General features: G+C 71.4%; 12 protein-coding genes. 5 read left to right on the top strand and 7 right to left on the bottom strand.

Annotated elements, in window-relative coordinates; genetic code table 11:
- Positions 1-293: 293 nt before the first annotated feature.
- From ACLQ29_RS15750 to nadA, 4 genes are all read right to left on the bottom strand, one after another.
- A complete protein-coding gene (locus ACLQ29_RS15750; protein WP_425772267.1) occupies positions 294-854 on the bottom strand; it encodes a helix-turn-helix domain-containing protein in 561 nt (186 codons plus the stop codon).
- A gap of 190 nt (positions 855-1044) precedes the next feature.
- Positions 1045-1638 carry a DUF3043 domain-containing protein gene (locus tag ACLQ29_RS15745; RefSeq protein WP_425772266.1) on the bottom strand — a complete coding sequence of 198 codons (594 nt, stop codon included), beginning with the start codon at positions 1636-1638 and terminating at the stop codon, positions 1045-1047.
- Between the two features lie 112 nt (positions 1639-1750).
- Positions 1751-3106: a UDP-N-acetylglucosamine 1-carboxyvinyltransferase gene (murA, locus tag ACLQ29_RS15740; RefSeq protein WP_393363602.1), complete on the bottom strand. Its 1356-nt coding sequence runs from the start codon at positions 3104-3106 to the stop codon at positions 1751-1753.
- 212 nt (positions 3107-3318) lie between these two features.
- Positions 3319-4518, bottom strand: a complete 1200-nt coding sequence (gene nadA, locus ACLQ29_RS15735) for a quinolinate synthase NadA (RefSeq protein ID WP_425772265.1) — start codon at positions 4516-4518, stop codon at positions 3319-3321.
- Positions 4519-4586: 68 nt separating this feature from the next.
- On the opposite strand from nadA, the gene ACLQ29_RS15730 reads away from it, so the two are divergent.
- The 3 genes from ACLQ29_RS15730 (at position 4587) to ACLQ29_RS15720 (ending at position 7423) form a co-directional block, all read left to right on the top strand.
- Positions 4587-5726 (top strand): glycerate kinase, encoded by a 1140-nt coding sequence (locus tag ACLQ29_RS15730; RefSeq protein WP_425772264.1) that lies wholly within the window; start codon positions 4587-4589, stop codon positions 5724-5726.
- Between the two features lie 169 nt (positions 5727-5895).
- Positions 5896-6264 carry an iron-sulfur cluster insertion protein ErpA gene (erpA, locus tag ACLQ29_RS15725; protein ID WP_238661535.1) on the top strand — a complete coding sequence of 123 codons (369 nt, stop codon included), beginning with the start codon at positions 5896-5898 and terminating at the stop codon, positions 6262-6264.
- Positions 6265-6442: 178 nt separating this feature from the next.
- Positions 6443-7423 (top strand): carbohydrate kinase family protein, encoded by a 981-nt coding sequence (locus tag ACLQ29_RS15720; RefSeq protein ID WP_357374154.1) that lies wholly within the window; start codon positions 6443-6445, stop codon positions 7421-7423.
- Between the two features lie 156 nt (positions 7424-7579).
- On the opposite strand, the gene ACLQ29_RS15715 is transcribed toward ACLQ29_RS15720, so the two are convergent.
- Complete coding sequence (locus ACLQ29_RS15715) at positions 7580-7813, bottom strand: sulfurtransferase TusA family protein (protein ID WP_393363593.1); 234 nt, start codon at positions 7811-7813, stop codon at positions 7580-7582.
- Positions 7810-8961, bottom strand: a complete 1152-nt coding sequence (locus ACLQ29_RS15710) for a cysteine desulfurase family protein (protein ID WP_425759773.1) — start codon at positions 8959-8961, stop codon at positions 7810-7812. The genes ACLQ29_RS15715 and ACLQ29_RS15710 overlap by 4 nt, the downstream gene beginning before the upstream one ends.
- A 231-nt stretch (positions 8962-9192) precedes the next feature.
- Here ACLQ29_RS15710 and coxB point away from each other — a divergent pair, with 231 nt between their 5' ends.
- Together coxB and ACLQ29_RS15700 are read left to right on the top strand one after the other, a co-directional pair.
- Positions 9193-10164, top strand: a complete 972-nt coding sequence (coxB, locus tag ACLQ29_RS15705; RefSeq protein ID WP_357245111.1) for an aa3-type cytochrome oxidase subunit II — start codon at positions 9193-9195, stop codon at positions 10162-10164.
- 9 nt (positions 10165-10173) lie between these two features.
- On the top strand, positions 10174-10599 hold the full coding sequence (locus ACLQ29_RS15700) for a cytochrome c oxidase subunit 4 (protein ID WP_425772263.1): 426 nt from the start codon (positions 10174-10176) through the stop codon (positions 10597-10599).
- 135 nt (positions 10600-10734) lie between these two features.
- Here the strand turns inward: ACLQ29_RS15700 and ACLQ29_RS15695 are convergent, their stop codons facing one another.
- Entirely contained in the window at positions 10735-10941 is a 207-nt protein-coding gene (locus tag ACLQ29_RS15695; protein ID WP_425772262.1) for a hypothetical protein, read from the bottom strand.
- Between the last annotated feature and the right edge of the window lie 567 nt (positions 10942-11508).

Raw genomic sequence — 11508 nt, 5'->3', positions numbered from 1 at the left:
GTCGCCGCCTGCCACGCCCCGGTGGCCGGCTCGCGTCCGCTCGCTCACGGCGTTGTCACCTCGTTGCAAATTGTCGTGCTGGGGCCTCGCGTGCCGGTCAGGTCGCCCGCGCCGACCGGCCGTGGCTGCGGATGGAGGGTAACGGCGCGGGCTCGCTCACCGCCACTGTGGCACCGCCCACGGGCGTAAACGTTATCCCCATGGTTTCGGACATTTGGGCCTATAACCGAATCTGATCCCCGACCCTACCGCATTCGGCGGCCGGTCGGCTCGGGCTGATCGTCGCCGCCTGCTCAGGGATGCTCCAGGATGAGGACGGCGAACGTCCCGGGAGCGAGCGCCTCGTAGCGGTGCGGAGCATCGCCGGGAAACGCCGCGTAGTCGCCGGGCCCGAGCTCGACCGGGGCCGTCTCGGGGCCGACGCGTAACCGTCCGGCGGCGACCACCACGTGTTCGATGCTGCGCGGGGTGTGCCCGTCCGCGGCTCGGGCCGCGCCCGGCTCCAACTCGATCAGGTAGACGTCCCGCCGCAGGTGTGCCGCCCCGGCGCTGAGCAGCGTGCCGGCGAAGTCGGCCTGCTCGGAGCGAACCCGCGGTCCGTCCCCGGCCCGGATCACCCGGACGGCGTCGTCGGCGGGTTCCACAAGCCGGCTGAGCGGCACGCCCAGCGCCACAGCCAGCGCCCAGAGCGTCTCCACGCTCGGGTTGCCGGTGCCCGACTCCAGCTGGGAGAGGGTGGACTTGGCGACCCCCGCCCGGCGGGCGAGCTCGGTCAGCGAGGCGCCCACCCGTTCCCGCTCGCGGCGCAGGGCGGCGGCGATGCTGGCCAGCGGTGCGGCCGGTTCCGGAGGCATGCGTTCGCTCCCTCGGTTCGGCGTTCGTCGTCGCGAACAGCAGCAGCGTTCAGCAGGATGAACCCTGCGTACGGTACAACGAACAGCGCCCGCTCGGATGTGCTTGCCCCGACCCGCCCAGCAACGGCGAAACCGCTGCCGCCGGGGATGCCGGGGACAGCGGTTTCGCGATGGTGTGGGGGAGTCGGCGTCAGACCTTGTCGCCGAGGTTGACCTGCGGGCCAGGGGCGCGCATCCGCCGGAAGGTGATCGAGCGCATGACCGCGTAGAGGTAGAGCGAGCCCATTCGCTGGCCGGTCTTCGGGAAGCGCTCCCGGACCAACTTGCTGATCTTGCGGCAGATCAGCACCGAGTCGACGACCACGCCCAGGGCCAGCGCGCCCCAGAGGACGTTGGAGATCAACCGAACCAGTGGCGGCATGGCCGCGTTCGACCCGATCAGCACGATCAGCGCGCCGCCGAAGAACCAGGTGCCGACGGTACGCCGGGAGTCGACCACGTTGCGGGCCAGCAGCCGCTCCGGGCCGCGGTCGCGGGGGCCGCCCTCACGGCGGAACTCGGACGCGGCCTCGGCGCGCAGTTGGCGACGACGCTCCCGCTCCTCCTCCTTGGTGAGGGGGCGAGTGGGGCCGGCCGGGCGGCGACCCGCGGTCGGCCGTTTCGGCGTCTCCCGACCCTTGGCCGGGGTGTAACCCCGGGAACGCTCGGCGGTCTCCTCGGGGGTCACCGAGGAGACGGCCTCGTCGACGAGGTCGGTGGACTTGCGGCGAAAGAGCGACGGCACGCGGCAAGGGTAGCCAACGACCCGCGCCCGCCGCACATCGCGGTACGACGGCCGACGGCTCCAGGCCGCAGCGCGACCTGGAGCCGTCGTAGCCGAACGATTGGTGACCGGGTTACGGACGCTCGGCGTGCGCGCCCAGGTCGGCGAGCTTCGCCTCGAAGTCCTCGTAGCCCCGGTTGATCAGGTCGACGCCGTACACCCGGGAGGTGCCCTCGGCCGCGAGCGCCGCGATCAGGTGGCTGAAACCGGCCCGCAGGTCCGGGATGACCAGGTCGGCGGCGTGTAGCTTGCTCGGCCCGGCGATCACCGCGGAGTGCTTGAAGTTGCGCCGGCCGAAGCGGCACGGGGTGCCGCCGAGGCAGTCCCGGTAGACCTGGATGTTGGCGCCCATCGAGTTCAGCGCCTCGGTGTAGCCCAACCGCTGCTCGTAGACCGTCTCGTGGACGATCGACAGGCCACGGGCCTGGGTGAGCGCCACGACCAGCGGCTGCTGCCAGTCGGTCATGAACCCGGGGTGCACGTCGGTCTCCAGCGCCACCGCGTTCAGCTCGCCGCCCGGGTGCCAGAAGCGGATGCCGCCCTCCTGGCCCGGGTCGCCCAGCTTCGGCGCCCGCGCGTCGGTGACCTCGTACTCGCCACCGACCGAGCGGAAGATGTTGAGGAAGGTCATCATGTCGGCCTGCTGCGCGCCGAGCACCTCGACGTGACCACGGGTGGCCAGGGCGGCGGCCGCCCAGCTCGCCGCCTCGATCCGGTCCGGGATCGGCCGGTGGGTGTAACCGTGCAGCTTCGGTACACCCTGGATCTCGATCACCCGGTCGGTGTGGACCTTGATGATCGCGCCCATCTTCTGCAGGATGCAGATCAGGTCGATGATCTCCGGCTCCACCGCGGCGTTGCGCAGCTCGGTGACGCCCTCGGCCATCACCGCGGTCAGCAGCACCTGCTCGGTGGCGCCGACGCTCGGGTACGGCAGGGCGAACTTGGTGCCGTGCAGCCCGTTGGGCGCGGACAGGTGCAGACCCTCCGGCCGCTTCTCGACCGTGGCGCCGAACTCGCGCAGCGCCTGCAGGTGGAAGTCGATCGGGCGCGGGCCGATGTGGCAGCCGCCCAGGTCCGGGATGAACGCGTGCCCGAGCCGGTGCAGCAGCGGGCCGCAGAACAGGATCGGGATCCGGCTGGAACCGGCATGCACGTTGATCTGATCGGTGCTGGCGCTCTCCACGTTCGCCGGGTCGAAGACGAGCTCGCCGTCCTCGGCGCCGTCGGTGACCTTGACGCCGTGCAGACCGAGCAGACCCCGGACCACCTCGACGTCGCGGATCTTCGGCACGTCGTACAGCCGGCTCGGGCTGTCGCCGAGCAGCGCGGCGACCATCGCCTTCGATACCAGGTTCTTCGCGCCGCGCACGCGGATCCGCCCTTCGAGCGGAGTGCCTCCGTGTACGACCAGGACGTCGTCGGTCAACGCAACCTCCAGCGCGTCAGTGCTGCCGTGTTGTTTGTGGGGAGCCTGAACGTTGTCGCTACCCCGGATGCGGCCAAGGTGAAACGGCCCGCGTATGTCGTCGCCCCGGCAGCATAGCCCTCGGTGACGAAAAAGGACTCGGTCACATCGGCGTGTGTGGCATTAATCGGTGATCCGGCGCTTTTGCGTACCAAGAGCGCTACGGATCGTGATCAGGACGCCGCCGGCGGCGGGGTGTCCGCGCCGGGCAGGGCGAGCATCTGGTCCAACGCGACCCGGGCGTGGTGCGCGGTGTCCGCGTCCACCGTGATCTGGTTGACGACCCGGCCCGCGACCAGCTCTTCGAGAGCCCAGACCAGGTGTGGCAGATCGATCCGGTTCATCGTCGAGCAGTAGCAGACAGCCTTGTCCAGGAACATGATCTGCTTGTCCGGGTGCGCCAGCGCGAGCCGGCGCACCAGGTTCAGCTCGGTGCCGAGCGCCCACGCCGAACCGGCCGGAGCCGCCTCGACGGCCTTGATGATGTATTCGGTGGAGCCCACGTAGTCGGCGGCGGTGACGACCTCGTGCCGGCACTCCGGGTGGACCAGCACGTTGACGCCCGGCACCCGCTCGCGGACGTCGTTGACGCTGTCGAGGGTGAACCGGCCGTGCACCGAGCAGTGCCCCCGCCAGAGGATCATCTTGGCGTCGCGCAGCTGCTCCGGGGTGAGCCCGCCACCGGGCTTGTGCGGGTCGTAGAGCACACAGTCGTCAAGCGACAGGCCCATCTCCAGCACCGCCGTGTTGCGGCCCAGGTGCTGATCGGGCAGGAAGAACACCTTCGACCCCTGCTCGAACGCCCAGTCCAGGGCGCGCTTGGCGTTGGACGAGGTGCAGACCACGCCGCCGTTGCGGCCCACGAAGCCCTTGATGTCGGCCGACGAGTTCATGTACGTCACCGGCACGGTCTCGCCGGCGATCCCCAGCTCGGTGAGCGTGTCCCAGGCGGCCTCGACCTGGCCCAGGACCGCCATGTCCGCCATCGAGCAGCCCGCCGCCAGGTCGGGCAGGATCACCCGCTGGGCGTCGGTGGTGAGGATGTCGGCGCTCTCGGCCATGAAGTGCACGCCGCAGAAGACGATGTACTCCGCGTCCGGACGGGCCGCGGCCTCCCGGGCCAGCTTGAACGAGTCGCCCGTCACGTCGGCGAACTGGATCACCTCGTCGCGCTGGTAGTGGTGCCCCAGCACGAAGACCTTGCTGCCCAGCTTCGCCTTCGCGGCGGTGGCGCGGGCCACCAGGTCCGGGTCGCTGGGCGCCGGCAGGTCGCCCGGACACTCGACGCCGCGCTCGGTGTCGGGGTCGCTGCCCCGGCCGAGCAGCAGCAGAGCCGTCGCGGTGTTGGAGGGTTCCAGCCAGGTCGAAGTCACGTAGCCCATGGTCCCACAGCAGGAGCGCGGCGCAGCTCCGCTCGGTGTGGGCTGCCACACTGCTCGGCATGCGCGTGCTGCTCTGCCCGGACAAGTTCGCCGGCACCCTGTCCGCACCGGAGGTGGCCGCCGCGGTGGCCGACGGGTGGCGCACCGTCACCGACGGCGACGAACTGCTGATCCGGCCCCTCTCCGATGGTGGGCCCGGCTTCGTGGAGGTGCTCGCCGACGCCCTCGGCGGCCGGCGGGTGCCGGTGGCGACCGTCGACCCGCTGGGCCGGCCGGCAGCCGGTGAGATCCTGCTCACCACCGACGGCGCGACCGCCTACCTGGAGAGCGCACAGGCCTGCGGGCTGCATCTGCTCGACATCGCCGAACGGGACCCGAAGACCACCACCTCGTACGGGCTGGGTCTGCTGGTGGCCGCCGCGGTGGAGAGCGGCGCGCGGACGGTGGTGATCGGGCTGGGCGGCTCCGCCACCAACGACGCGGGAGCCGGAATGTTCACCGCGCTGGGCGTGACCCCGCTCGACTCGGGCGGCGCCGCGCTGCCGTACGGCGGGGCGGCCTTGGCCCTGGTCGACGCCCTCGACGGCGTACCCCGGCTGCGTGGCGTCCGGCTGGTCGCGGCCACCGACGTGGACAACCCGCTGCTCGGCCTGCACGGCGCGAGCAACGTGTTCGGTCCGCAGAAGGGCGCCGACCGCGCCGACGTGCTGCTGCTCGACGCCGCGCTGGAACGTTTCGCGGAGGTGTTGGAGCGGGATCTGGCCGGCTGCCCGGCCGGGCTCGGCACGGTGCCCGGGGGCGGGGCCGCCGGTGGCATCGGCGCGGCCATCCTCGCCCTGGGCGGCGGCCACGAGTCGGGCATCGGCATGGTCACCCGGGCCACCCGACTGGACGACGCGCTCGACAGCGTCGACCTGGTGATCACCGGTGAGGGGTCGTTCGACCACCAGTCGCTGCGCGGCAAGGTCGTCGCCGGGGTGGCCGGCGCCGCCCGCGATCGGGGAGTCCCCTGCGTGGTGGTGGCCGGGCAGGTGAGCACCGGCCGGCGGGAGGCCGCCTCGGCCGGGGTGACCGACGCGTACAGCCTGGTCGAGCACTTCGGCGGCGAGGAGCGCGGAGGGCTCGACGCCGCCCTGAGCCGGCCCGCGGCGGGGCTGCGCGAACTGGGCGCCCGGCTGGCCCGGCAGTGGAGCCGCTGAGGCCGCCGACCACCCACCACCGGGGCCGACCTGCGGCGGCGATCACGCCACGCGGGTGGGTTCGGCCGAGGCGGCGTACGATCGGACGCGGACCACAACCGGGAATGACTGGACGGCGCACGGCGTTGGCCAGTGCGTCCGGACCCACACCGCGCAGGGAGACTTCCACGTGACCACGCCAGCGCAGACCGAGTCGACCGAGGCCCAGGCCCCTACTTCCGTCGTCCTCACCGACGTCGCGGCGCAGAAGGTCAAGGCCCTGATCGAGCAGGAGGGCCGCGACGACCTGCGGCTCCGCGTCGCCGTGCAGCCGGGCGGCTGCTCCGGCCTGCGGTACCAGCTCTTCTTCGACGAGCGTTCGCTCGACGGTGATGTCGTCACCGACTTCGGCGGTGTCGGGGTCGTCGTCGACCGGATGAGCGCCCCGTACCTGTCCGGCGCGACGATCGACTTCGCCGACCGGATCGACGCCCAGGGCTTCACCATCGACAACCCCAACGCGGGCAACTCGTGCGCCTGCGGTGACTCGTTCAACTGAGTCACACCACACCGCATCATCGGCGGGGCCGTCCTTCGGGGCGGCCCCGCCGTCGTGGTCACTGGGAGCGGTCCCGAAGCCGGTGGCGTGCCGGTTACCGATGTCCGACCGACAGGACACTGTCAGGTTGCCGGGCCGGTAGGCTGACCGCGCCCTGCTCCCGACCCCGAGGGTTGACATGAAGATCGCCGTGACCGGCTCGATCGCCACCGATCACCTGATGAGCTTCCCCGGTCGCTTCGCCGACCAGCTCATCGCCGATCAGCTGCACAAGGTGTCCCTCTCGTTCCTGGTTGACGATCTGGTGCTCCGTCGCGGCGGTGTGGCCGCGAACATCTCCTTCGGCATGGGCCAGCTCGGCCTGCGTCCGGTGCTGCTCGGCGCGGTGGGGGCGGACTTCGCCGACTACCGCTCCTGGCTGGAGCGCCACGGCGTCGACTGCGACTCCGTGCACGTCAGCGAGGTGGCGCACACCTCCCGGTTCGTCTGCACCACCGACACCGACATGTGTCAGATCGCGTCGTTCTACGCCGGCGCGATGAGCGAGGCCCGCAACATCGAGCTCGCTCCGGTCGCCGACCGGGTCGGCGGACTGGACCTGGTGCTGGTCGGTGCCAACGACCCCGAGGCGATGCTGCGGCACTCGGCCGAGTGCCGCACCCGCGGGTACGCGTTCGCCGCCGACCCGTCGCAGCAGCTCGCCCGGATGCCCGGCGAGGACGTGGTGGCGCTCATCGAAGGCGCCGACTACCTGATGACCAACGACTACGAGAAGTCGCTGTTGCAGAGCAAGGCGAAGCTGAGCGACGACCAACTGCTGGACCTGGTCAAGGTGCGGGTCACCACGCTGGGCAAGCACGGTGTGGAGATCGCCGGCCGGGGCATCGACCCGATCCACGTACCGATCGCGCGGGAGATCCGGGCGGTCGACCCGACCGGGGTCGGTGACGGTTTCCGGGCCGGGTTCTTCACCGCGCTCTCCTGGGGGGTCGGCCTGGAGCGGGCCGCCCAGGTCGGCTCGCTGCTGGCCACGCTCGTCCTGGAAACCGTCGGGACCCAGGAGTACGACGTCCGCCGCGACCTGTTCGTCAAGCGCCTGGCCGAGTCCTACGGCGACGAGGCGGCCGACGAGATCCGCCCCCACCTCCTCCCGGCCTAACCCCGACGCCCACCCCCACCCCCACCCCTCGGCCTCGCCGATCTTGCACTTTGTGTTGCCGTCTCGCGGCTTTTGCGCCTTTTGTCGGCACAGAAAGTGCAAGATCGCGGGGTGCGTGGGGGTGCGTGGGGGTGCGTGGGGGTGGGGTGGGGTGGGTTAGTGGAGGCGGCGGACGTCGTAGGCGGGGCCTTCGGGTCCGTCCACCGAGCCGAGGAAGTCCTGGCCGCGCATCCGGCACCAGGCGGGGATGTCGACCGCCGCTGCCGGGTCGTCGGCGAGCACCCGGACCACCGTGCCGACCGGCACCTGCGGCAGTCGCCGGGCCGCCGCGATCACGGGCAGCGGGCAACGCTGCCCCCGACAGTCGATCACCTCGTCCGGCATCGTCACAGCCCCACCACCCCAGCCTCGGCGCGCAACTCGGCGACGATCCCGGGCAACTCGCCGAGGAACCGTTCGACGTCCGCCTCGGTCGTCTCCCGGTGCAGGCTGACGCGCACGTTGCCGTGCGAGAGCACCCCCATCGCCTCCAGCACGTGCGACGGCCGCAACGTGGACGACGTGCAGGACGAACCGGACGACACGGCGAAGCCCCGCCGGTCCAGCGCGTGCAGCAGCGCCTCCCCGTCGACGTACAGGCACGAGAAGGTGACCAGGTGGGGGAGTCGGCGCACCGGGTCGCCGACCACCTCCACGTCGGGCACCTCCACCGCGACCCGCGCCCGGATCCGGTCCACGAGCGCGGCCAGCCGGGTCGCCTCGGCCGCCGCGTCCGCCGCCGCCGCCCGCAGGCTCGCCGCCGCCGCCACCACCGCCGGCAGGTTCACCACCCCGGGGGTACGTCCACCCTCCCGCTCGTCGGCCGGCCAGGGTGACTCCCAACGGGTGCCCTTGCGCACCGCCAGCACCCCCACCCCGGGAGGGCCGCCCCACTTGTGGGCGCTCGCGCTGAGCACCGACCAACCGGTCGGCAGGGGCACCCGGCCGACCGACTGCGCCGCGTCCACGTAGAGCGGCACCCCCACCTCGGCGCAGGCGGCGGCCGCCTCGGCGACCGGTTGCACGGTCCCCACCTCGTGACTGGCGGTGATCAGCGCGGCCAGCGCGACCCCGGGGGCGCGAACGGCGGCCGACCACGCGGGCAGGTCCAGCCGGCCCGACCGGTCGACCGGCACACCGGTCGCGGTCCCGCCCGCCGCCTCGTGCCGCTCCGCCGCGTGCAGCACGGCCGAATGCTCGATCGCCGAGTGCACAAGCGTCGACCCGACTCGGCGCCGGGCCGCCAGGCCGCCGAGCACCGCACCGTGGGCCGCGGTCGTACCACTGGGGGTGAAGGACACCTCGTCCGGGCGGACGCCGAGCGTCAGCGCGGTGGCCTCGCGGGCGGCGTCGAGCAGTTGTCGTGCCCTGCGGGCCTGGGCGTAGAGCTTGCCCGGGTCGGCCCAGCCGTCGTCGAAGGCGGCCAGCAGCGCCTGCCGCGCGACCGGATGCATCGGCGCGGCGGTCGCCGCGTCCAGGTAGACCGGGGATGCGCTCACAGATCCGCCTTTTGTTCGCGATTGCGGGGCTCGCGACCCCGGCTCGCTCCTCGCACTCACAGATCGACAGGCTATCGCGGCGGTATGCCCATCATCCCCCCAATGGGGGGCGGACAGTGACCCCACCACTGTTGAGTCCGTCATGGTCGAGTAATCTGCGACCGTCGGTGACGCCTTTGCCGCCGGTGCTGAGGAAAGACGCACCGCGGCGCGCTAGGGAGGCAGGACCAGGTGGTCGCAAGGAGTTCGGAGGTACGGCCGTCGGCCGTACGGCACAGCGCTTCGCCAGGGGTCGGTGGACGCCGGGGGCGTGGTGCTGGTCGGTTGGCCGGGCTCGGTCTCAGTGGCGTCGCGCTGCTGATCCTGCTCACGGGCTGTGATGTGGGTCAGGCGTTTGACGGCTTCGGTTGGCCGCAGGGCGGCATCTCGCCGGAGTCCAAGCGGATGTACGACCTGTGGATCGCCTCCTGCATCGCCGCGCTCGCGGTCGGCGTCTTCGTGTGGGGCCTGATCTTCTGGTGCGTCGTGCGCTACCGCAAGCGTGGCAACGCGCTGCCGGTGCAGACCCGCTACAACCTGCCGATGGAGTTCCTCTACACCATCGCGCCGATCCTGATCGTCTCCGTGCTCTTCTACTACACGGCGATCGTGCAGACCGACGTCGACAAGCTGTCGAAGAACCCGGACGTCACGGTCGAGGTCGTCGCCTTCAAGTGGAACTGGCAGTTCAACTACCGCGACGGCCAGGGCACGGAGGCCCGCACCACCGCGTCGACGCTCGGCACCAGCGAGGTCATTCCGGTGCTGGTGCTGCCGACCGGCCGGTCCATCCGCTTCGAGGAGACCAGCCGCGACGTCATCCACTCGTTCTGGGTGCCGGAGTTGCTGTTCAAGCGGGACGTCATGCCGGGCAAGATCCGTAACGTGTTCGAGGTCTCCAGTCTGGACGCCGAGGGCGCGTACGTCGGGCGCTGCGCCGAACTGTGCGGCAGTTACCACGCGTTCATGAACTTCGAACTGCGGGTGGTCTCGCCGGAGAAGTACGACCAGTTCCTCGCTGCCAAGCAGAGCGGCAAGTCGACCCAGGACGCGCTGACCCAGATCGGCGAGCAACCGTACGCGGAGACCACGCAGCCGTTCGACACCCGGCGGACGCAGGACAACTTCAACCCGGACAAAGTTCCGGCCCGCACGGGAAGCTGAGGCAGCCGCATGAAGACCGAGTGGCGTATCTTCCTGGTCATCGCCGGGTTCCTCTTCGGTGCCACCATCCTCTACGGCGCCTGGACCAACGGCGCGTCCGGCGGCATCGAGTGGGTGGGCACCGTTGCCCTGCTGCTGTCGTTCCTGCTCTGCTCGATGTGCGGTGGCTTCTTCTGGTTCGTCTCCCGCCGCATCGACCTGCGCCCCGAAGACCGCCCGGACGCCGAGATCGCCGACGGCGCCGGTGAGGTCGGCTTCTTCAGCCCGGGCAGCTACTGGCCGTTCGGTCTGGCGCTGTCCGCCGCGATCGCCGCGCTCGGCATGGTGTTCTGGCAGTACTGGCTGATCGGCGCCGGTCTGTTGGCGGTCGTCTTCTCCGCCTGCGGGCTGCTGTTCGAGTACTACAGCGGCACCCGGCGCACCGCCGAGCACTGATCCACCCGGTCGCCGTCGCGACCGACCCGTACGCCACGAGGGCCCGCATCCCACTGGGAGCGGGCCCTCGTCGTGGGCGCGCACCGGGCGGCGCGGTGTTGGGCGTGTGGCGCGGTGCCGGCGGGGCGGTGAGCTTCAGGCGGCGTGGCGGTAAGTGGGCCGGTGGCGTCGGCGCTCGGCCAGCCGGGTGACCGGGAAGGCGAACGTGGCGATCACCACGGCGGCGCCGCAGCCGGTGCAGATCAGCTCGGGACAGTCGGTGTCGTGGCCGTCGACGCAGGGCGGCACCTCGAACGGCGTCACGTCCTCGCAGAGATCGCAGTAGAGCTCGCGGTGCGACACGGGTGTCTCCTTCTCACTCCAGGTGAACCGCCCCGGATGCGACAACGACGCACAACGGAAGCGGAGAACCACTCGCCTGTAGTTTTCCAGGCGGGTCCGACAAATCTCCGCGCAGCGCCGCTCCGGAAGCCCAGCACCGGCCCGCCGCCGCCCCCGCGGCAGGCCTCCGCCGCAGGGCTGGACGCTGGGCTCCCCGACAGGGCTGGGCGCCGCCGCTGGGCTCCGCGACAGGGCCGGGCGCCGCCGCTGGGCTCCCCGACAGGGCTGGGTGCCGCCGCTGGGCTGGGGCCCAGGGTGCCGCCACAGGGCGGCCTCATCGTCGGGCTGGGCGCATGATCCACTCGACATCATTGAAGTCGCGGTATCCAGGGCCGTTGGACACCACCGATTCAAGGATCTTGAGTCGATCAAGGCTCGGGCGGACGTCAGACACCACGGATTCAAGGAACCCGAGTCGATCAGGGCTCGGAGAGCGGCGTGCGGAGAGCCGGAGAGCGGCGTGTCGGCGGCCGAGGCAAGCGGTCAGCGCGTCGGCGGTCGGCGCGTCGGGTGACGGCGCGTCGGGTG

The organism is Micromonospora sp. DT228 (assembly GCF_049841595.1).
Classification (GTDB): domain Bacteria; phylum Actinomycetota; class Actinomycetes; order Mycobacteriales; family Micromonosporaceae; genus Micromonospora.
This window is presented reverse-complemented; position numbering and strand designations above follow the sequence as displayed.

Coding starts and splice junctions, on each gene's coding strand:
- ACLQ29_RS15750 (WP_425772267.1), bottom strand. CDS start 854: ATGCCTCCGGAACCGGCCGCACCGCTGGCCAGCATCGCCGCCGCCCTG.
- ACLQ29_RS15730 (WP_425772264.1), top strand. CDS start 4,587: ATGCGCGTGCTGCTCTGCCCGGACAAGTTCGCCGGCACCCTGTCCGCA.
- ACLQ29_RS15720 (WP_357374154.1), top strand. CDS start 6,443: ATGAAGATCGCCGTGACCGGCTCGATCGCCACCGATCACCTGATGAGC.
- ACLQ29_RS15700 (WP_425772263.1), top strand. CDS start 10,174: ATGAAGACCGAGTGGCGTATCTTCCTGGTCATCGCCGGGTTCCTCTTC.